We start from the raw sequence: 21,381 nt of genomic DNA on the forward strand, positions 1-21,381 counted from the left end.
AGGCCGCCGCCGTGGCGGACATCACCACCCAGGCGATGGCCCTGCGCGGCAAGGCCGCCGCGCCTGCCGCCGCCCTGCCGGCCGCCGCCGACCTCGGCGCCAGCCTGGAACGCGCGGGCCTGCCGGCCGACCACTGGAAACTGGATCATCCCGGCCAGGGCGACAGCGTCACGCTGGCCGTGACCGAGGTGCCCTCGTCCGCGCTGCTGCGCTGGCTCGAGAACGCCGCCGGCAACTGGGGCCTGGCGGTCAGGCAGGTCGAGCTGACCCGCGCCGCCAACGTCAATGGCCGGCCGTTGCCCGGCCTGGTCAACGGCAGCATCAAGCTGGCCCTGCCGGCCCCGCGGGCCCGCTCCTGATGCGTCTGCCCCGCCTGCCCAAGCGCACCGGCCTGGCGCTGGCCTGCGCCGCCTGCGCCCTCACGGCCGCGGCCGCCGTGCTGCCGGCCCGCTGGCTGCTGGCCTTCCTGCCCGCCGACGCGCCGGTGACGCTGGCCGACGCCGCCGGCACGGTCTGGAACGGCAGCGCCTGGCTCGCGCTCGGCCCGCCCGGCGCGCGCCGCATGCTGCCGCAGGCCCTGCACTGGCAGTGGCGCTGGTCGTCGATGACGCTGGAGGTGTCGCATCCCTGGCTGCGCGGACCGGTGCGCGCCGGCCTGGGCTGGGACGGCCTGTCGCTGTCGGCGCAATCGCTGCGGGTGCCCGCCACGGTGCTGCCGGCGCTGGGCGCGCCCTGGAACACGCTGGCGCCCGAGGGCGCGCTGGAGATCAACTGGCAGGCGCTGCGCCTGGGCGGCGCCCTGCCCGACGCGCCGCTGGCCGAACTGCGCTGGCGCGACGCCGCCACCGCCTTGTCGCCGGTGGCGCCGGTCGGCACCTATGTGCTGCGGGTGCGCGGCAACGGCCGCGCCGGCGCCACGCTGGCGCTCAGCACCGAGAGCGGTCCGCTGGCCGTCACCGGCCAGGGCAGCGTCAACGCCCGCGGCGTGCGTTTCCAGGGCCAGGCGACCTTCGCCCCCGGCGCCAGCGAGGCCGACCGCGGCGCGCTCGACGGCCTCATGTCGACCCTGGGCCGGCGCAGCGACGACGTCGTGGTCTTCGGCACCGGCAAATAGTCCGCCTTTCACGGCCCTGGCGGCCGCCCTCGCCGGCGCACCGGTCACTATCAGACCAGCTGACGTTGACGCAAATTTTCATAAAACATAACGTTTTGAATAATTTCCGTCACGGCAGATCCGCGCCCTTCCATGAGCATTTCCCTGCGCCACACCGCTGCGTCCCGCCCTGCCTCGCGCAAGGCGCGGCCGCGTGTCGCGCCGCGCGGGCCCGGCACGGTTCCCTGTCTCAACTGAACGCGCCGCGGCGCGGGCGCCCCGCGCCTGCGCCGCGGCCGTCCGTTCCTGGAAACCGCACGCCCGATGCCTCTTGCCATGTCTTTCGCCTTCCCCTCCCGCACGCCCTCCCGCTTCCGGCTCGCCGCCCTGGCGGCGGCGCTGACCGCTGCCGGCGCCACGCAGGCCCAGACCACGGCGCCCGCCGACCACACCGCCACGCTACCGGCGATCACCGTCATCGACCGCTCCAACCAGGGATCGATGCGGCCCGGCGCCCTGCGCGACGAACTGGTCAAGACCGAATCCATCAGTGAACGCGCCATCGCCAAGGCCGGCGCCACCAACGTCAACGAAGCGCTCGACAAGAACCCCGGCATCGCCGTCCAGGTCGAATGCTCGATCTGCAACGTGCGCAACATCCTGCTGAACAACCTGCCCGGCCGCTACACCACGCTGATGATCGACGGCGTGCCGATCTTCTCCTCGGTCTCGTCGGCCTACGGCCTGGACAGCGTCAGCGTCTATGGCGTCGAACGCATCGACGTGGCGCGCGGCGCCGGCGCCAGCCTGATCGCGCCGGAAGCCCTGGCCGGCTCGGTCAACATCGTCACCAAGCGTCCGACCGAGGCCGAGAACCGCGCCCGCGCGCAGATCGGCAGCTTCGGCTCGCGCCAGGGCGACGCCTACCTGGCCCGCCCGTTCGAGGGCGGCGCCATCACGGCCTCGCTCAACTACAACACGCACGATTCGGTCGACGCCGACCACAACGGCATCTCCGAGTACACCGGCTACGACCGCCGCCTGGGCGGCCTCGGCTTCTTCCTGGACGACGCCGGCGGCTTCAAGGTGCGCGGGCGGCTCGACGTGGTCAACGAGAAGCGCGGCGGCGGCGCGCTGGGCACCGACTATTCGGCCATCAAGGACAGCACCTCGGGCAACCCCTTCGACTGGCGCGGCGGCGTGCACGGCTCGCCCGACCGCGACGGCTGGGTCAAGCCGGAAGACGGCAGCATCGTTGCCTACGATCAAGGCCCGGGCGGCGATCGCGGTGGCCGCGGCGGCATGTCCGAGATCATCTTCACGGATCGCGTGCAGTTCATCTCCACCGGCGAAAAGCACTTCGGCGACAGCCTGTTGCGCCTGGCCGTCGGCGCGGCAGAGCACAAGCAGGACAGCTTCTATGAACTGGCCACCTACATCGCCCGCCAGAAGCAGTATTACGCCGAAGCCAGCTGGCAGACGCCCATCGCCGGCTGGTTGACCACCACCGGCGCCAACTTCCGCTACGAAGACCTGAAGAGCCACGGCAGCATGGAAGACGGCACGGCCGTGCGTGGCGTCGACGACTACACCTATCGCACGCCCGCGCTGTTCTTGCAGGCCTACCGCGCCTTCCTGGACGACGCGCTGGAAATCAACGGCTCGGTGCGCTACGACCGCCACAACGTATTCGGCGGCATCACCTCGCCGCGCCTGAATGCGCTCTATCACCACACGGCCCAACTCTCCAGCCGCTTCAGCATCGGCAAGGGCTTCCGCGCGCCCACCAGCTTCTTCGAGCAGGAACACGGCATCCTCAACACCATCCGCATCGACCGGCAGATCACCAAGCCCGAGGAATCCCTGAACGCCAGCTATGCCCTCAACTACGCCGACGACCGGCTGGCGGTGACCGGCTCCTACAACTACAACCACATCAAGAACTTCGCCATGCTCGATCCGGGCCAGACCGATGCCAACGGCGACCCGATCACGGTGTTCAGCAGCGCGCGGCAACCCGTCATCGTGCAGGGCGTGGACCTGACGCTGTCCTATCTGGTCACGCCCGCCCTGTCGGTCATGGCCGCCGCCGAGGGCTTCAACTACCGCTTCCCGGCGGGCACGCTGATCTTCGCGCGGCCGTACGCCAAGGCCTATCTCGGCCTGGACTACGATCGCGGCGACCTCGACCTCAATGCCAAGCTGGTCTGGACCGGCCCCATGAACCTGCGCAAGTTCCACGGCGACGGCTCGGACGGCCCGAACCGCTACAACCTCGACGGCACGCCCAAGCGGGACAAGAGTCCGGGCTTCTTCACGCTCGACCTGCGCGGTGAATACGCCATCAACAAGAACTTCACCTTCTACGCCGGTGTCGACAACGTGTTCGACTACAAGCAGTCGGACAAGGAAAGCCCGCTGTTCGTCGACAGCGCGGGCGAGATCGACGTGACGCAGCTGTGGGGGCCCAGCCGCGGACGCTACCTGTACGCCGGCACCAAGATCAGCTTCTGATGCGCCGCATGCTGCTACGCGCCTGCCTGGCGCTGTGCGCCGCGCCGCTCATGGCGGGCGCACAGCCCCGGCCAGCCTCGCGCCCGCCGGTCGGCGTGGCCTGGGACTTCTCGCTGCCGACGCTGGCCGGCGACCGCTTCGTGCGGCTGGCGGCGCTGGACGGTCCGGTGCTGGTCAATTTCTGGAGCCGCGACTGCCCGCCGTGCGTCACCGAGCTGCCGCGGCTGCAGGCCTTCGCCGCCGATCATCCGGCGTGGACCGTCCTGCTGGTCAGCACCGATACGCCGGCCGCCGCGACCGAATTCACGCGGCGCCACGGCATCGCCCTGCCCGTATTGCGTCCGGGCGGCAACGTCGTCGCCCTGATGCGCGCCGCCGGCAATCGGGGCGGCGCCCTGCCCTTCACGGTGGCGACCCGCGCCGCCCGCATCTGCGACGGACAACTTGGCGCGCTGTCCGCGGCGGATCTGCAACGCGTCGCGGCCACCTGCGCGGCAGCGCCGGGCACGGCCGCCACCGCGCCATGAACGCCTCTCGCAGGCCCCGACACGCGCGCCGCAACCGCCTGCGCTCACGCAGCGTTGCGCCGCCAGCGCGCCGTCCGCACCGCGTCCCTTGCTGGCAAGGCTGACCCGCCTGTCGCCGCGCGGGGTGGGCGACCAGGGCCTGTTTGGCGCCTCGCACAGACCCTATGCGTCGCGCGTCACCCGCAGGATCTCTTCCGGCGAGGTCTCGCCGCTTTCGACCCAGCGCGCGCCGTCCTCGCGCATGCTGAGCATGCCGGCGGCGCTGGCGGCGCGGCGCAGTTCGCGCTCGTCGCTGCCTTCATGGATCAGGCGGCGCGCCTCGTCGTCCACGGTGAACAGTTCATGGATGCCGGAACGGCCGGCGTAGCCGGTGTGGTTGCAGGCCTCGCAGCCGACCGGCTGGAACACCCGCGCGCCATCCTGCATCGACGGCTTCTTGCAGGCCGGACACAGCTTGCGCACCAGCCGCTGCGCCAGCACGCCCAGCAGCGACGAGGACAGCAGGAACGGCTCCACCCCCATGTCGGTCAGGCGCGTCACCGCCGACACCGCGTCGTTGGTGTGCAGCGTGGCCAGCACCAGGTGGCCCGTCAGCGACGCCTGCACCGCGATCTGCGCGGTCTCCAGGTCGCGGATTTCACCGATCATGATGACGTCCGGATCCTGGCGCAGGATGGCGCGCAGCGCCAGCGCGAAGCTCATGTCGATCTTGGCGTTGACCTGGGTCTGGCTGATGCCCGCCAGGTCGTATTCGATCGGATCCTCCACCGTCAGGATATTGCTGGTGGAGGCGTCCAGCCGGCTCAAGGCCGCGTACAGCGTGGTGGTCTTGCCGCTGCCGGTCGGCCCGGTCACCAGCACGATGCCGTGCGGCTGGCGGATCAGGCGGTCGAGCTGGCGCAGCACGCCGGGCGCCATGCCCAGCTTTTCCAGCTGCAGGCGGCCGGCTTCCTTGTCCAGCAGGCGCAGCACCGCGCGCTCGCCATGGCCGGTGGGCAGCGTCGAGACGCGCACGTCGATCGGCCGGCCGCCCACCCGCAGCGCGATGCGGCCGTCCTGCGGCAGGCGTTTTTCGGCGATGTCCAGGTGCGCCATGATCTTGATGCGCGAGATCAGCGCCGCGTGCAGCGCCTTGCGCGGCGAGACCACGTCGCGCAGCGTGCCGTCGACCCGGTAGCGCACCACCGAATGGGTCTCGAACGGCTCGATGTGGATATCGCTGGCGCCGTCGCGCGCCGCCTGCGCGAACAGCGCGTTGATCATGCGGATCACCGGCGCGTCGTCCTGCGCGTCCAGCAGGTCGGCCACCTCGGGCATGTCCTGCAGCAGGCGGTCCAGGTCGATCTCGTTCTCGGCCACGCCCATCACCGAGGCGGCGTCCTCGGCGTGGCTGTAGGCGGCGGTCAGCAGCGTTTCCAGCGCCTCGTCGTCGACCCGCGCCACGGCGATGTCGCCGTGGCAGCGCTGGATCTCGCGCACGGCCCACTCGGGCGTGCGCGGGCTCACCGTCAGCTGCGCATGGCCGGCGCGCAGCGACAGCACCGCCCGCTGCGCGCGCGCCCAGGCATAGGGCAAGGGATGCGCGCTCATAGATGCGAGACCAGTTCGCCCTTGAAGCCCAGTTCCTTGAGCAGCGCCGTCGCGGTGGAGATGGTGCCGGGGTCCTTGGACACCTGGCTGCGCACCACGTAGCCCATGCCGCCCGGCCCCGTCTGCACGTAGGCCTGCAGCCCGCTGGCCTGCACCCGCTGGGCGATGCGGTCGGCCTCGGCGCGCGTCTTGACCGAGGCGAACTGCAGCGTCGCGCTGGCGCTCTCGGTTTCGCCGTAGAGCGAAGACGGATCGCGCGCCACGCTCACGCCCAGCGGCAGGCTGGCGCGGATCGGCTGCGCCGGGTCGCTGGTCTGGCGCGCCGCCGGATACTGGCGCACCGCGAACGACTCGACCGTCGTGGGCGGCGGACGCCGCATGGTCTCGGCCAACTGGTCGGGCCGCATGTCATAGGCGTTGTTGGACACCGACGGCGCCGATCCCGACGGCGGCAGCATCGGCGCCTGCATGTTCGGCAGCAGCCAGTGGTCGCCCGGCTGCGCGTTGCCCTGGGCGCGGCGCATGTAGTCGTAGCGGTCCATCGTCACGCTGGCGCTCTGGCGCGCGTCGCGCACCACGTAGGGCCGCAGGAACACCATCAGGTTGGTCTTGGTGCGCTTGCGGCTGTCGTACTTGAACAGCGAGCCCAGCACCGGGATCGAGCTCAGGCCCGGCACGTTGTTGGAAGTCAGCGTCACGTTCTCTTCCAGCAGGCCGCCGAGCACGATGATCTGGCCGTCGTCGATCAGCACGCTGGTGTCGATGGCGCGCTTGTTGGTGACGATGCCGGTGGTGGCGGACGAACTGCTTTCGTCGATGCTGCTGACTTCCTGGTAGATGTCGAGCTTGACCGCGCCGCCTTCGGAAATCTGCGGCCGGATGTTCAGCTTCAGGCCGACGTCCTCGCGCTGGATGGTCTGGAACGGGTTGTTGTTGTTGCCGCCGTTGGTGACGTATTGCCCCGTCACGAACGGCACCGTCTTGCCCACCAGGATGCTGGCCGACTGGTTGTCCAGCGTCAGCAGGTTCGGCGTGGACAGGATGTTGGCTTCGCCGCTGTTCTGCATCGCGCGGGCCAGCACGCCCAGGTTGATGACCTTGTTGCCGAGCACGTCGACCGTGCCCTTGACCACGCCCAGGCTCAGCCCGCCGCCCAGCGCGTCGATCGAGGTCGGGCCTTTGCCCGAGAGGCCGCTGCCGCCCAGGTTGGTGCCGCCGATGAAGCTGGTGCCGCCGCCGTTGATGTTGCCGGCGCCGGTCATCCACTGGATGCCGAATTCGGCCGCCGCCTGTTCGCTGACCTCGACGATCAGGCTTTCGACCAGCACCTGCGCGCGGCGCTGGTCGAGCTGGTCGATGACTTCGCGCAGGCTGCGGTACAGCGGTTCGGGCGCCGCGATGATGAGCGAGTTGGTGGCCGGATCGGCCTGGATCGTCGCGCCGCCGGCGGAGTACGACACCGCCTGGTTACCGGAATCGTCGCGCGCGATGCGGTCCTGGTCGCCCGACAGGCCGCCCTTGGCGTTGCCGGACGAATTCGCCGCGTTGGAGGACATGCCCAGGCCGGTATTGCCGTTGCTGGCCGACGCCTGCGGCGGCCGGCTGCCGCCGCCCTGCCCGAGCGGACTGCCCGTGCCTGCCGTGGGGCCCGCTCCCGGCGCCGAGTTGGCCTGGCCGGTCAGCAGCCCGCCCAGCACTTCGGCGATGCGGGTGGCCTGCGCATTGCGCATGTAGACCACGTGCAGGTTGCCGGCGCGGTTCTGCTGCGCGTCCAGCTTGGTGATGAGGTCGCGCGCCAGGCGCGTGCGCGCCGGGCTGCCGGCGCGGATCAGCACGCTGTTGCTGCGCGGGTCGGCCACCACCGCGATGCGCTGCGTCGGGTCGCTGCTCTGCGTGTCCAGCAGTTGCGACGCCAGGATGGCGATGTCCGAGGCGATGCCCGAACGCACCGGCACCACATCGGTGTCGATCGAACTGGGCACGTCGATGCGCGCGATCACGGCCGCGATGCGGTCGAGGTTGTCGGCGTAGTCCGTCACCACCAGCGTGTTGTTGCCGGGATATGCGTTGATCGGGTTGTTGGGCGGCACCATCGGGCGCAGCACCGGCACCAGGTTGGCCGCGTTCTCGTACTTCAACGGGAACACCCGCGTCAGCATCTCGCCGCTGTTGCCCGAGCGGCCGCGCGCGAAGTCCGCCACCGGCACCGGCGCCTTGCCCGCGCCGCCGGCGGCGGGCGCCGGGCGCGGATCGCCCACCACCGCGCTGCCCTGCAGCTTGGCGTCGGCCTCCGGCACCACGCGCGTCACGCCGTCCACATCGACGATCGCGAAGCCTTGCAGCCGCAGCGCGCCGGTCAGCATCGACAACGCCTGCGCGCTATCGACCGGCCGGTCCGACACCAGCGTGAGCTTGCCCTTCACGCGGGGATCCACCAGGAAATTGCGCTTGGTGAACAGCGACAGCGCACGCAGCACGGCGGGGATATCCGTGTCGACGAAGTTCAGGCTGACGCGATTGTCCGCCTGTTGAGCTTGGGCCTTGCCGGCCATGGGTCCGAGTTGGCTTGCCGCGAGCAAGACCGCAAGGCTGAGTTGCGCGATATGACGCATGACGAGATGTGCCTGAGACGTGAAGTCGTGTGAAAAAACGTGAAAGCGCGTCGGAGTATACGGGGTGACACTGCAACACTACGGTCATAATCCAAAGGCAAGGTGACGGGCTGCAAAGCCTTGATTTACGGGCCTTTCGCGCCAACCGGCGCAAGCCCGCAGCGACCTCCACCATGCCATCCTTTCGTTACGAAGCGACTGACGCGCTCGGCAAAATCGTGCAGGGCACGATCGACGCCGACAGCGAGCGCGGCGCCCGCAACCAGTTGCGCGGCCGCGGCCTGTTGCCCCTGTCCACCTCTCCCGCCGCGCGCGCCGAAGGCCTGGGCGCCGCCCTGCGCACGCGCCTGTCCGATGCCGACCTGGCCTGGCTCACGCGCCAGCTCGCCAGCCTGCTGGCCGCGCGCCTGCCGCTGGACGCCGCGCTCAGCGCCACGCTCGAACAGGCCGAGAAAAAACACATCGCCGCCACGCTCGAAGGCGTGCGCGACGACGTGCGCGCCGGCCACCGCCTGTCCGCCGCGCTGGCCTCGCGCCCGCGCGACTTCCCCGAGATCTACCGCGCCCTGATCGGCGCCGGCGAGGAATCCGGCGACCTGGCGCAGGTCATGGAGAAACTGGCGGACTACATCGAAGAGCGCAACACCCTGCGCAGCAAGGTCATGACGGCGTTCATCTACCCCGCCGTGGTCGCCTGCGTCTCCGTCATCATCGTGATCTTCCTGCTGGGCTACGTCGTGCCGCAGGTGGTGTCGGCCTTCAACCACGCCAAGCAGCAGCTGCCGCTGCTGACCCGCATCATGCTAGGGCTGTCCGACTACGTGCGTGAATGGGGCCTGGCCACCGGCGCCGCCATCGCGCTCGCCATCATGCTGTGGCGCTACTCCCTGCGCGTGCCCGCCGCGCGCCGCGCCTGGCACGCCCGCGTCCTGCGCCTGCCCCTGGCCGGCCGCTTCGTCCTCGGCGTCAACGCCGCCCGCTTCGCCTCGACCCTGGCCATCCTCTGCGGCAGCGGCGTCGCCCTGCTCACCGCCCTCGACGCCGCCCGCCGCACCCTCGGCAACGACGTCCTGCGCGGCGCCGTCGACGAAGCCGCCGCCCGCGTGCGCGAAGGCGCCTCCCTGTCCGCTTCGCTAGCCGCGCAGAAAGCCTTCCCCTCACTGCTCATCCACCTCATCGCCAGCGGCGAAAAAACCGGCCAGCTCCCCGAACTGCTCGACCGCGGCGCCCAGAACCTCTCGCGCGACCTCGAACGCCGCGCCATGGCCATGACCGCCCTGCTGGAACCCGCCCTGATCCTGCTGATGGGCGGCTTCGTCCTCCTGATCGTGCTGGCCGTGATGATGCCGATCCTGGAAATGAACCAGCTGATCCGCTAAGCGCACAAAAAAGAAAAGGCCCGCATCCAAGCCGCGGGCCTCGCAGAATCAATAACAAGGAAATCGAACAACCGCCAACCCGCGCATTGGCACACCGCGGAACAGCTGGAATAACAGCGCGCGGAAAAACAGAAAAGTGAACGCCAAAGAAAAAAGCGGCCCCCCAAAAGCCGCCGCCCTACAGTTCTCTCTCCCCACCCGCGCGAAGCGACAACACCCCGCCGCCCCACCCCCGCGTATGCAAACTGCGGCCGCCCGCGCGGCCACAGTTTGCGGGCCCCGCAAGCTCCCCGCAAGCCACCACCACAGCAGCGCGTCAATTCTCAAAGGCGCCAGCTCGGCGCGCAGGCGGGACGGATGCGGGCGCCGTCGATGCGCCCGAGGGAATCTGAAGGGAAGGCCGCAGGCCTGGACGAAGATGACAACGGGGAAGTCCGGAGCGAACGCTCCGGACCGCAATCGTTGGCGCCCGCATCCGTCCCACCTGCGCGCCGGGCGACCCAAGAAAAAACCACTACCGCAAAAAACTTCGGGGCGACCCTTACGGCCACCCCGACATCCAACCCAAGCGATTCAAACGCAAACTCAAAGCGCCTCTTCGTCGCTCTCCCCCGTCCGAATCCGGATGGCCTGCTCGACCGGCGTCACGAAAATCTTGCCATCCCCGATCTTCCCCGTCCGAGCCGCCTTCACCACCGCCTCGATCGCCGCCTCGACCTGATCATCCGGCAGCACCACCTCGACGCGGATCTTCGGCAGGAAATCCACCACATACTCCGCCCCGCGATACAGCTCGGTATGCCCTTTCTGGCGCCCGAAGCCCTTCACTTCGGTCACGGTCAGCCCGCTGACGCCGACCTCGGCCAGCGCCTCGCGGACTTCGTCGAGCTTGAAGGGTTTGATGATGGCGGTGACTTGTTTCACGTTGGTCGTCCTGATTGTGCGGTCTGTTGCGGCGCCCGGCCTCGAACACTATCGGACCCAGGCGCAATGATTGAGAGAATACCACCGGCGCCGGGGGCCAACCGGCCCGTCCGCCATTGCCGGGAAAACCCGAATACGGCTCAGCCCGGCGGCGCCTGATCCGGAATCCGGTCGGCGTCGCGCATCCACACCACCGACTCGGAATCGCTCGGCGCGCGCCAGTCGCCGCGCGGCGACAGCGAGCCGCCCGAGCCCACCTTGGGCGCGTTCGGCACGCAGGTGCGCTTGAACTGGCTGAGGCGGAAGAACCGGTCCAGGAAGATCTTCAGGTTGCGCTTGATCGCCGCCAGGTCGTACTGGTTGCGCGCCACGTGGCCGCCTTCCGGCCAGGCGCCGGCATCGCGGTCGCGCCAGGCCGCCAGCGCCAGGAACGCCACCTTGGTCGGCGCGAAGCCATAGCGCAGCGTGTAGTACAGATTGAAGTCCTGCAGCTCGTAAGGGCCGATCGTGTCTTCGCTTTTCTGGGTCGGCTTGCCGTCATCGCCGCCCGGCACCAGCTCGGGGCTGACGTCCGTCTCCAGCACGTCCAGCAGCACCGCCGCGCCGGTCTCGCCCAGGCGGCCGGACTCGGCCACCCAGCGCACCAGGTGGGTGATCAGCGTCTTGGGCACGCTGGCATTGACGCTGTAGTGCGACATGTGGTCGCCCACGCCATAGGTGCACCAGCCCAGCGCCAGCTCGCTCAGGTCGCCGGTGCCGATGACGATGGCGTTGTTGAAATTGGCGATGCGGAACAGGTGGTTGGTGCGCTCGCCGGCCTGCACGTTCTCGAAGGTGATGTCGTACACCGGCTTGCCATCGGCATAGGGATGGCCAAGGTCCTTGAGCATCTGCAGGCAGCTCGGGCGGATGTCGACCTCGGAAGCCGTGCAGCCCACCACCGCCATCAGCTGGCGCGCCTGCTGCAGCGTGCGGCTGCTGGTGGCGAAACCCGGCATGGTCACGGCCAGGATGTTGGCGCGCGGCAGCCCCAGCGTGTCCATGGCCTGGGCGCAGACCAGCAGCGCGTGGGTCGAATCCAGCCCGCCCGAAATGCCGATGACCACCTTGGACATGCCGCTGGCCGACAGCCGCTGCGCCAGCGCCTGCACCTGGATGTTGTAGACCTCCTTGCAGCGCGCGTCGCGGCGCTGGGCGTCGGCCGGCACGTACGGAAAGCGCGCAACGCGCCGCTCCAGCGGCAGCTCGGCGTCCTCCAGCGGCGCCGCGACCGGCACCAGCACCTGGCGGAACTTGCGCACTTCGTCGCGGTGGCGCCGCGCCGACTGGCCGAAGGTGGTCTGGTGCATGCGCTCGCGCGACAGGCGGTCCAGGTCCACGTCGGAGAACAGCAGGTGCGATTCGTTCAGGAAGCGCTCGGACTCGCCCAGCAGCTCGCCGTTTTCATAGATCAGCGCCTGGCCGTCCCAGGCCAGGTCGGTGGACGACTCGCCGCGGCCGGCCGACGTATACATGTAGGCCGCCAGGCAGCGCGCCGACTGCTGCGCCACCAGCTGGTGGCGGTAGGCCGACTTGCCGACCACGATGTTCGAGGCGGACAGGTTCACCAGCACCGTGGCGCCGGCCAGCGCCGCGAACGAAGACGGCGGGATCGGCACCCAGACGTCTTCGCAGATCTCGACGTGGAACTGGAACAGCGGCAGCTTTTCCATCTGGAACAGCAGCTCGGCGCCGAACGGCACGGTCTGCTCCAGCAGGCGGATCTCGGTGGCGACGGCGCAATCGGCCGCGCTGAACTGGCGCGCTTCGTAGAATTCGCCGTAGTTGGGCAGGTAGCTCTTGGGCACCACGCCCAGGATGCGGCCGCCTGCCGCCACCACCGCGCAGTTGTACAACTGGTGCGCCACCCGCAGCGGCGCGCCGACGATGACGGCGATGTCCAATTCGGCGGTAGCGCGCACCACCTGGTCCAGCGCCGCCTCGCAGGCGTCCAGCAGGGCCTTCTGGTGGAACAGGTCGTCGCAGGTGTAGGCCGACAGGCCAAGCTCGGGGAACGCCACCAGCACGGCGCCGCCCTGGGCCGCCTGCTGCGCCAGCGCGATGGTCTGCGCGGCGTTGAAGGCCGGATCCGCGACCCGGCATTCGGGCACGCCCACGGCGACCCGGGCGAAGCCGTGGGAATACAGGTTGAAAAACGGGTTCGACATCGGATCCATCGCCTGGGGCGCCTTGATACGGAACTGCACGGAACGGGCCTGCTTCAGGCCGGGACATCCAACCGGGCCATTATCTCACGGCGTCATGCGCCGGACGGCGGCGCCAGGCGCTCCGGATCGCCCCGGTGATGCCCGCCCTCGGCCGCCAGCGCGGCCTGCAGCGCGCCCTCTCGCAGCGAACTGCCCATGGCGCCGATGTCGGCGCCGGACGGCTGCTGGTACAGGCGCAGGCCCAGTTCCGGCAGGATCGCCAGCAGATGATCGAAGATGTCGCCCTGGATGCGCTCGTACTCGACCCAGGCGGTGACGGCCGTGAAGCAGTAGACCTCGACCGGGATGCCGTCGGCGGTGGGTTCCATCATGCGCACCATCATCGCCATGTCCTGGCGCACCTCGGGGTTCTGCTTCAGGTAGGCCAGGCCGTAGGCGCGGAAGGTGCCGATATTGGTCAGGCGGCGGCGGTTGGCCGGCACGCTGGCCAGCTCGCCCATGGTCTGGTTGGCCTGGGCGATATCCTGGGTCTTGACCCGCAGGTAGTCGTGCAGCAGCCGGAAGCGCATCAGGCGCTGGGCCTCGTCATCGGTCAGGAAGCGCACGCTGCTGGCGTCGATGCGCAGGGTGCGCTTGATGCGCCGTCCGCCCGACTCGAACATGTGGCGGTAGTTGCGGTAGCTTTCCGAGAACAGCTTGTAGGTCGGCACCGTGGTGACGGTGTTGTCCCAGTTCTGCACCTTGACCGTGTGCAGGGCGATGTCCTTGACGAAGCCGTCGGCGTTGGACTGCGGCATCTCGATCCAGTCGCCGATGCGCAGCATGTCGTTGCTGGTGAGCTGGGTGCTGGCCACCAGCGACAGCAGCGTGTCCTTGAACACCAGCAGCAGCACCGCCGACAGCGCGCCCAGGCCGGAGATCATCCACAGCGGCGAGCGGTCGATCAGGATCGACAGCACCAACACGGTGCACACCGCCATCAGGATCAGCTTGCTGATCTGGATATAGCCCTTGATCGAGCGGGTCTGCGCCCGCGTGGTGGCCGAATAGGTGTCCTGCCAGGCGCTCAGCACTCCGGAAAACGCCACGAACACGCAGATCCAGGCGCCGGCGTGGGCCAGCCGCCCCACCAGCGTGGCGGCCTTCTCGACGTGCGGCACCAGGTCGATGCCCACCGACACCACCGCGAACGGCACCGCGTACCAGAGGTTCTGGTACGCCCGACGGCGCTGCAGGGCCTTGTCCCAGTCCTCGTGGCCGCTGACCACCAGCAGCCGGTGCGCCAGCAGCAGCACCACCCGCGCGACCACCCACTGGACAAACAGCGCCGTCAGGATCAGCACGCCGATGCCGACCAGCGTCTGCGCCCACGGCTGGTGCGGCATATAGGTATCGAGTTCGGTGGCCAGCTGTTCCCATTCCATGGGCATAGGTCGTGTGCTCTCTTTCGGGTGGCAGGGGGGACGGCGCGCCGGCCGCCGCCGGGACGGGCCCGGTGAACCGCCGGATGCGACCCTGAATTATCCGACAACTCGCGCCGCCGCAAGTTTCCAGCCGCAACAGCGGGCATCCCGCCCATGGCGCCAGGATTCGTCAGCCGCCCAAGGCAGGCCCTATAATCCCCGCCATCATGGCAAACACTCCCTCCCCCGATCAAAACCAGTTCGCCAACAAGGCGCAGGCCTGGTCCGCCCGGTTCTCGGAACCGGTTTCCGAACTCGTCAAACGCTACACGGCGTCCGTGGACTTCGACAAGCGCCTGGCGCGCGTCGACATCCAGGGTTCGCTGGCGCACGCCGACATGCTGGCGGCCCAGGGCATCATCGGCGCCCAGGACCTGGCCGACATCCAGCGCGGCATGACCCAGATCCTGTCCGAAATCGACGCCGGCAGCTTCCAGTGGCTGCTCGACCTCGAAGACGTGCACCTGAACATCGAGAAGCGCCTGGTCGAGCTGGTCGGCGATGCCGGCAAGCGCCTGCACACCGGCCGTTCGCGCAACGACCAGGTGGCCACCGACATCCGCCTGTGGCTGCGCGGTGAGATCGACACCCTGATCGACCTGCTGCGCCAGCTGCGCCACGCGCTGGCCACGGTGGCGCTGGACAACGCCGCCACCATCATGCCGGGCTTCACCCACCTGCAGGTGGCCCAGCCCGTCACCTTCGGCCATCACCTGCTGGCCTACGCCGAGATGTTCGGCCGCGACGCCGAGCGCCTGGCCGACTGCCGCCGCCGCGTCAACCGCCTGCCGCTGGGCGCCGCCGCCCTGGCCGGCACCTCGTTCCCGATCGACCGCGAACGCGTCGCCAAGACCCTGGGCTTTGACGGCGTCTGCCGCAATTCGCTGGACGCCGTCTCCGACCGCGACTTCGCCATCGAGTTCTGCGCCGCCGGCGCGCTGATCATGACGCACGTCTCGCGCCTGTCCGAAGAACTGGTGCTGTGGATGAGCCCGCGCGTCGGCTTCATCGACCTGGCCGACCGCTTCTGCACCGGCAGCTCGATCATGCCGCAGAAAAAGAACCCCGACGTGCCCGAACTGGCGCGTGGCAAGACCGGCCGCGTCAACGGCAACCTGGTCGCCCTGCTGACCCTGATGAAGGGCCAGCCCCTGGCCTACAACAAGGACAACCAGGAAGACAAGGAAGGCCTGTTCGACACCGTCGACACCGTGCGCGACACGCTGACGATCTTCGCCGACATGGCCGCCGGCATCAAGGTCAAGGCCGACAACATGCGCGCCGCCGCGCTGCAGGGCTTCGCCACCGCCACCGACCTGGCCGACTACCTGGTCAAGCGCGGCGTGCCGTTCCGCGACGCCCACGAAGTGGTGGCCCACGCCGTGCGCGACTGCGAACAGCGCGGCTGCGACCTGGCCGACCTGTCGCTGGACGAACTCAAGGCCTATCACCCGACCATCGGCGACGACGTGCACCAGGTCCTGACGCTGGAAGGCTCGGTCGCCGCGCGCAAGCACGTGGGCGGCACCGCCCCCGAACGCGTGGCCGAGGAAGCCCGCCGCGTGCTGCAGGAAACGGCGGCGCAGTAAGCCCGCGGTTCCCTCGCTCGAAAACAGGCGGCCCCGGATTTCCGGGGCCGTTTTTCATGGATCGCCGCCGTGTGCGCCAACGGGGCGTCAGACGAGCGAAACCTCCAAGCGCCGTCCAAGCTGCTCCAGCGCCGACTCGACCTGATCGATCCGGGAGGCGTGCCGCACATCCAGCAGGCGATCCACTTGTGGCATGTGCACGCCCATGCGGCGAGCCAACTCCGCCTTGCGCACCCCTTGCTGGATCATCTCGTTGGACAGGAACACTTTGCTGGTCACCAGCGCCGGCAAGGTCACCGACGCCTGCCCCGCCAGCACGGGCGACGGCAGGGGAATGGGCCGGCGCGCGTCGAAGTAGATTTCCAGCGCAGCCTCAAGCGCCTCCCGGGCGTTGATCGCAGCCTCTTGCTGGTCATCACCCACTGTCAACGCTTCCGGAATATCTGGAAATCGGACGAACCAGGTGCGATTGGAATCAAGCGTCAGGGTGAACGGATAGGTCAGCATATAAGCCTCCCGGTTACCGGACTGGGTGGAAAGTGAAGAGCACAGGGAATGACCGTCGACTGCATTGAATCCGCCGTCTCATTTCAATCCGAGTTGCTTCTTGATTTCATGTTCAAGGTGCTTACCCATTTCCCTGGAGCCAGGGTACGGAAAGATCGTCGTGATGCCGTTCAACGTGACTCGAAAGTGACTGCTTCCGGCACGATGTGCGACAAAAACCGCCCCTTGCCGCTCGAGCCATTTTTTGAATTCGCTGTATTTCATGGCCCGTGCGCATTACAGACAAGCTTAAACAATAAAGTTGTCTAAGAAAACATAAATGTTGTCCTCACCAACTGCTGTCATGACGGACTTTCGGAGCGTATCCGCTGGTTGGGCATGCCAGTGAATTGGGCTACGTTTACCGGAACAAATTACCTGTCACGGCGTGTCATTCCTCGTTTCCGATCTCGCACGAGCGGCGGGGACAGGTTCGCTATGATGGGCGCTTTCTCACTCCCCCCTCCCCCATGCCAGCCCTGCGCGCGTCCTGGTTTCCGTCGCCCCTGTCCCAACCGGCCGTTCTGACCGCCGCCTGCCTGCTGGCGCTTGCCGTCCTCCCCGCCGCCCAGGCGCAGACCGCGCGCAAGCCGTCGCCGTACGAAAACGTGATCGAGCCCGTCAAGGCCCGCCCGCTGACGCCCGCCGAGATCGCGGCGCGCAAGGCCGAGGACGCGCGCCGCGGCGGTCCCGCCTTCATGGCGCGCATCGACGACGAAGCGGCGTTCCGCCAGTTGGCGCGCGTCTACAACGCCGGCACGCCGCTGGAAATCCCGCACGTGCTGTTCGTGATCGACCGCCAGCGCGGCGACCGCATCTATTACCTGGACACGCCGCGCTACGGCCTGCACGAGACCTTCGCGCGCGAGCGACGCCTGCTGCCCGGCAAGGACAAGGCCGCGCTGACCGCGCAGTACAAGGATCCCAACCGCCGCCTGCTGTTCGGCACCCTGAGCTGGCAGCGCGACCTGCCCGGCTACACCTACGAATTCTGGGAAGGCGACCGCCTCACGCCCGAACTGCTGAAGCTGGCCGACGATGTGGTCGCCAAGAGCTTCTACGCCCCGATCCGCTTCAAGACCAACTCGACCCTGCACGAGCAGGCCGCCGCCACCGCCGGACTGCGCTTCGTGACGCAAGAGGCGCTGCTGCGCGAACAGGCCTTCCTGCCGCTGAACCCCGGCGCCGCGCAGGGCCGGCTGCGCATCGTCGCCTCGGTCGACGCCACGCCCGACCTTCAGCGCGACGACATCGTGGTGCTCGACGAAGTACCGATCGCCATCCCGCCCGTGGCCGGCCTAATCACGCAGCGGCCGTCCACGCTGCTGTCGCACGTCAACCTGCTGGCCAAGGGCTGGGGCATCCCCAACGCCTACGTGCGCGACGCCACCAACGTCCTGCGCCAGTACGACGGCCAGTGGGTCACGCTGACCGTCAGCGGCAACGACTACCGGGTGCAACCCGCCGACAAGCCCGCCACCCGACCGCCGGCGACGCCGCCCAAGCCGCGCGCACAGTTGCCCAAGCCGGACCTGACGGTGCAGGCGCTCAAGCCGCTCGATGCCCTGGCCGTGCGCGACAGCCGCCATTGCGGCGTCAAGGCCGCCAACCTGGGCGCGCTCCGCTCCGCCCTGCCGCCGGCCGCCAGCGTGCCCGACGGCTTCTGCATCCCGTTCGCGCAATACGCCGCCTTCATGCAGCGGCTGAACGTGGCGCAACGGGTGGCGGCGCTGGAGCAGCGCCCCGATTTCATGGCCGACGCCGAGGTGCGGCGCAAGGAACTGGCGGCCCTGCGCCAGGACATCATGCAGGCCGCGCCTGACTCGGCGCAGGCCGAGTCCTGGCGCGCGCTGTGGCAATCGCGCCTGAAGGGCGCGGGCGTGTTCGTGCGCAGTTCATCGAACTCCGAGGACCTGCCCGGCTTCAGCGGCGCCGGCCTGTACACCACCGTGCCCAACGTCACCCAGCCGGACGCGCTGGCCAAGGCGGTGCAGACCGTGTGGGCCTCGGTCTACAACTTCGACGCCTACGAGGCGCGGCGCGCGGCCGGGATTCCCCAGGACGCGGTGGTGATGGCCGTGCTGGTGCAGCTGGCGGCGCCGTCCGACAGTTCCGGCGTCATGATCACGCGCGATCCGTTCGACGCCAGCCGCCGCTACGTGACCTACATCTCGGCCAAGCGCGGCCTCGGCATCAAGGTGGTGGAGGGCAAGCGCCAGGCCGAGCAGGTGATGTATTCGAGCTGGTCCAAGGCGGTGCAGGTGCTGAGCCGCTCGGCCGAGGACACGCAGTTGGTGGCCGACGTCGCCGGCGGCGTGCGCGAAGTGCCGATCGCGCCGGACGCGCGCCAGGTGCTGAACGACGCGCTGGTGGCGCGGCTGGCCGCCGTCGGCCGGCAGGTCAAGCAGCGCCTGGGCAAGGCCGACCAGGACATCGAATGGGCGGTGGTCGGCGACAAGATCATCATCCTGCAGGCGCGGCCCTACATCGACGCGCGCCGCTAGCGGACCCCGAGGGAGCTTTTTTGCCTTTTAGGGCGGCCCGGCGGCAAAAAAAACCGCGGTGGCGGGCATAATGCCCGCCACCGCGGCTTCGGATCCTCCGTAGCGGATCAGATGTGCAGCGCGTGCCCCAGCGCCTTGAGCGCGGCTTCCTGCACCGCTTCGCCCAGGGTCGGGTGGGCATGGATCGTGCCCGCCACGTCCTCCAGCGTCGCGCCCATTTCGAGCGACTGGCCGAACGCCGTCGACAGTTCCGACACGCCCCGGCCCACCGCCTGCCAGCCCACGATCAGGTGGTTGTCGCGGCGCGCCACCACCCGCACGAAACCGTCGGTGGACTCCAGCGTCATCGCACGGCCGTTGGCGGCGAACGGGAACGACGCCGCCAGGCAGTCCAGCCCGGCCGCTTCGGCCTCGGCCGGCGACAGCCCGGCCACCACGACTTCCGGATCGGTGAAGCACACCGCCGGGATCGCGGCCGGCTGGAAGTGGCGGCGCTTGCCGGCCACCAGCTCGGCCACCATCTCGCCCTGCGCCATGGCGCGGTGCGCCAGCATCGGCTCGCCGGCGATGTCGCCGATGGCCCAGACGTCGCGCATGGAGGTGCGGCACTGGTCGTCGATGCGCAGCGCGTTGCCCTTGCGGTCCAGCTGCAGGTTTTCCAGGCCCCAGCCCTGCGTGCGCGGACGCCGGCCGACGGCGATCAGCACCCGGTCGGCGGGCAGCGCGGTCTCGGCGCCGCTGGCGTCCTGGATCCGCACCGCGGTGCCGGCGCCGTTCAGCCCCAGCACCTTGCGGCCCAGGTGCAGCTCGACGCCCAGCTTGGCAAGGGCCGCGGCCACCGGTTTGGTGAGTTCCGCGTCGTAGGTCGGCAGGATGCGGTCCTGCGCCTCGACCACGGCCACCTCGGCGCCCAGCTTGCGGTACACCGTGCCCAGCTCCAGGCCGATGTAGCCGCCGCCCACCACCACCAGCTTCTTCGGGATGTCGGCCGGCGACAGCGCCTCGGTCGAGGACACCACCATGCCGCCGAACGGCACCGACGGCAGCGGCGTCGGCTCGGAGCCGGCCGCCAGCAGCAGGTGCTCGCACTGGATGCGCTGGCGGCTGCCGTCGGCGCTCTCGACCTCGACGGTCTTGCCGTCCAGCAGGCTGGCCCAGCCCTGCACCACCTGCACGCCGTTCTTCTTGAGCAGCGCGCCGACGCCGCCGGTCAGCTTGCCGACGATGCCGTCCTTCCAGGCCACGGTGCGGCCGATGTCGATGGCGGGCGCCGAGACCGAGATGCCCAGCGCCGACTGGCCGGCGTAATGGCGCGCCTTGTCGAATTCCTCGGCCGCGTGGATCAGCGCCTTGGACGGGATGCAGCCGATGTTCAGGCAGGTGCCGCCCAGCCGGTCGCCTTCGACCAGGATGGTGGGCACGCCCAGTTGCCCGGCGCGGATCGCGGCCACATAGCCGCCAGGCCCGCCGCCGATCACCAGCAGGGTTGTCGTCTTGGTAGTCTGGCTCATGCTTACTCCACGAAAAGCAGCGCGGGTTGTTCCAGCAGCGCGCGCACGGCCTGGATGAAGCGGGCCGCGTCCATGCCGTCGACCACGCGGTGGTCGAACGAGGACGACAGGTTCATCAGCTTGCGCGCCACCACGGCGCCATTGCGGAAGGCGGGCCGCTCGACGATGCGGTTCACGCCCACGATGCCGACCTCGGGATGGTTGATGACCGGCGTGGTGACGATGCCGCCCAGCGGTCCCAGGCTGGTGATGGTGATGGTCGAGCCGGACAGCTCGTCGCGCCCGGCGCCGCCGGACCGCACCGCCTGCGCCAGCCGGCCGATCTCGGCCGCCATCGACCACAGGTCGCGGGTTTCGGCGTGGCGCATCACCGGCACCATCAGGCCGCCGTCGCTCTGCGTGGCGATGCCGATGTGCACGGCGCCATAGCGCGTCACCTGGCCGGCCTCGTCGTCATAGCGGGCGTTGATCTGCGGGAAGTCGCGCAGCGCGATCACCATGGCGCGCGCCAGCAGCGGCAGCAGCGTCAGCTTGCCGCGCGACTCGCCGAACTTCGCGTTCAGGCTGACGCGCAGGTCCTCGAGCTCGGTGACGTCGATTTCCTCCACGTAGCTGAAGTGCGGAATGCGGCGCTTGGACTCGGCCATCTTCTGCGCGATCTTGCGGCGCAGGCCGATCACGGGCACCTGCTCTTCGTCATTGCGCTCGGCATAGGCCGGGCCGCGCGCGGCGCTGCCGCCGCCCTGCCCTTGCAGGTAGGCGTCCAGGTCCTCGTGCATGACGCGGCCGGCCGGGCCGCTGCCGTGCACATAGCGCAGCTCGATGCCCAGGTCCCAGGCGCGCTTGCGCACCGCCGGCGAGGCCAGCGGCTTCTCGCCGGGTTGGCGCGTCGCGGCGGGCGCCTGGCGCGCGGCGGCCGCCC

At 69.2% G+C, this 21,381-nt stretch carries 16 protein-coding genes; 7 read left to right on the forward strand and 9 right to left on the reverse strand.

Annotated elements, in window-relative coordinates:
• The 4 genes from gspM to H0523_RS28305 all read left to right on the forward strand — a co-directional run.
• On the forward strand, positions 1-359 hold a 359-nt coding region (gspM, locus tag H0523_RS28290), incomplete at its 5' end, for a type II secretion system protein GspM (RefSeq protein ID WP_180180225.1).
• Positions 359-1,114, forward strand: coding sequence for a type II secretion system protein N (gene gspN / locus H0523_RS28295; RefSeq protein WP_054432025.1), 756 nt, complete (start codon positions 359-361; stop codon positions 1,112-1,114). The genes gspM and gspN, both read left to right, overlap by 1 nt.
• Positions 1,115-1,429: 315 nt before the next feature.
• Complete coding sequence (locus tag H0523_RS28300; RefSeq protein ID WP_082412400.1) at positions 1,430-3,607, forward strand: TonB-dependent receptor plug domain-containing protein; 2,178 nt, start codon at positions 1,430-1,432, stop codon at positions 3,605-3,607.
• A gap of 8 nt (positions 3,608-3,615) precedes the next feature.
• Positions 3,616-4,134, forward strand: a complete 519-nt coding sequence (locus tag H0523_RS28305; RefSeq protein ID WP_231689886.1) for a TlpA disulfide reductase family protein — start codon at positions 3,616-3,618, stop codon at positions 4,132-4,134.
• Positions 4,135-4,296: 162 nt separating this feature from the next.
• Here H0523_RS28305 and gspE read toward each other — a convergent pair whose 3' ends face one another.
• Both gspE and gspD read right to left on the reverse strand, forming a co-directional pair.
• Positions 4,297-5,724 carry a type II secretion system ATPase GspE gene (gspE, locus tag H0523_RS28310; RefSeq protein WP_054432028.1) on the reverse strand — a complete coding sequence of 476 codons (1,428 nt, stop codon included), beginning with the start codon at positions 5,722-5,724 and terminating at the stop codon, positions 4,297-4,299.
• Positions 5,721-8,336: a type II secretion system secretin GspD gene (gene gspD, locus H0523_RS28315; protein WP_054432029.1), complete on the reverse strand. Its 2,616-nt coding sequence runs from the start codon at positions 8,334-8,336 to the stop codon at positions 5,721-5,723. Before gspD ends, gspE begins: the two co-directional genes overlap by 4 nt.
• Before the next feature lie 173 nt (positions 8,337-8,509).
• Between gspD and gspF the strand changes: the two genes are divergently transcribed.
• A complete protein-coding gene (gene gspF / locus H0523_RS28320) occupies positions 8,510-9,715 on the forward strand; it encodes a type II secretion system inner membrane protein GspF (RefSeq protein WP_054432030.1) in 1,206 nt (401 codons plus the stop codon).
• 585 nt (positions 9,716-10,300) lie between these two features.
• Here the strand turns inward: gspF and H0523_RS28325 are convergent.
• From H0523_RS28325 to H0523_RS28335, 3 genes are all read right to left on the reverse strand, one after another.
• Positions 10,301-10,639, reverse strand: coding sequence for a P-II family nitrogen regulator (locus tag H0523_RS28325; protein ID WP_006386376.1), 339 nt, complete (start codon positions 10,637-10,639; stop codon positions 10,301-10,303).
• Positions 10,640-10,779: 140 nt separating this feature from the next.
• A complete protein-coding gene (locus tag H0523_RS28330) occupies positions 10,780-12,846 on the reverse strand; it encodes an NAD(+) synthase (RefSeq protein WP_054432248.1) in 2,067 nt (688 codons plus the stop codon).
• Positions 12,847-12,938: 92 nt separating this feature from the next.
• Positions 12,939-14,270 carry a mechanosensitive ion channel family protein gene (locus tag H0523_RS28335; RefSeq protein ID WP_054432031.1) on the reverse strand — a complete coding sequence of 444 codons (1,332 nt, stop codon included), beginning with the start codon at positions 14,268-14,270 and terminating at the stop codon, positions 12,939-12,941.
• Positions 14,271-14,476: 206 nt separating this feature from the next.
• Between H0523_RS28335 and argH the strand changes: the two genes are divergently transcribed.
• Positions 14,477-15,898, forward strand: coding sequence for an argininosuccinate lyase (gene argH, locus H0523_RS28340; RefSeq protein WP_020927273.1), 1,422 nt, complete (start codon positions 14,477-14,479; stop codon positions 15,896-15,898).
• Positions 15,899-15,985: 87 nt separating this feature from the next.
• Here the strand turns inward: argH and H0523_RS28345 are convergent, their stop codons facing one another.
• On the reverse strand, positions 15,986-16,405 hold the full coding sequence (locus tag H0523_RS28345; protein WP_054432032.1) for a type II toxin-antitoxin system HicB family antitoxin: 420 nt from the start codon (positions 16,403-16,405) through the stop codon (positions 15,986-15,988).
• A 78-nt stretch (positions 16,406-16,483) separates the two neighbouring features.
• Entirely contained in the window at positions 16,484-16,669 is a 186-nt protein-coding gene (locus tag H0523_RS28350; RefSeq protein WP_082404549.1) for a type II toxin-antitoxin system HicA family toxin, read from the reverse strand.
• 245 nt (positions 16,670-16,914) lie between these two features.
• On the opposite strand from H0523_RS28350, the gene H0523_RS28355 reads away from it, so the two are divergent.
• Positions 16,915-18,948 (forward strand): PEP/pyruvate-binding domain-containing protein, encoded by a 2,034-nt coding sequence (locus tag H0523_RS28355; protein WP_054432033.1) that lies wholly within the window; start codon positions 16,915-16,917, stop codon positions 18,946-18,948.
• Positions 18,949-19,055: 107 nt separating this feature from the next.
• Here H0523_RS28355 and lpdA read toward each other — a convergent pair whose 3' ends face one another.
• On the reverse strand, positions 19,056-20,459 hold the full coding sequence (gene lpdA / locus H0523_RS28360) for a dihydrolipoyl dehydrogenase (RefSeq protein WP_024068590.1): 1,404 nt from the start codon (positions 20,457-20,459) through the stop codon (positions 19,056-19,058).
• A 2-nt stretch (positions 20,460-20,461) separates the two neighbouring features.
• On the reverse strand, positions 20,462-21,381 hold a 920-nt coding region (locus H0523_RS28365; protein WP_180180226.1), incomplete at its 5' end, for a dihydrolipoamide acetyltransferase family protein.

Source organism: Achromobacter insuavis (genome assembly GCF_902859645.1).
Classification (GTDB): Bacteria; Pseudomonadota; Gammaproteobacteria; order Burkholderiales; family Burkholderiaceae_B; genus Achromobacter; species Achromobacter insuavis.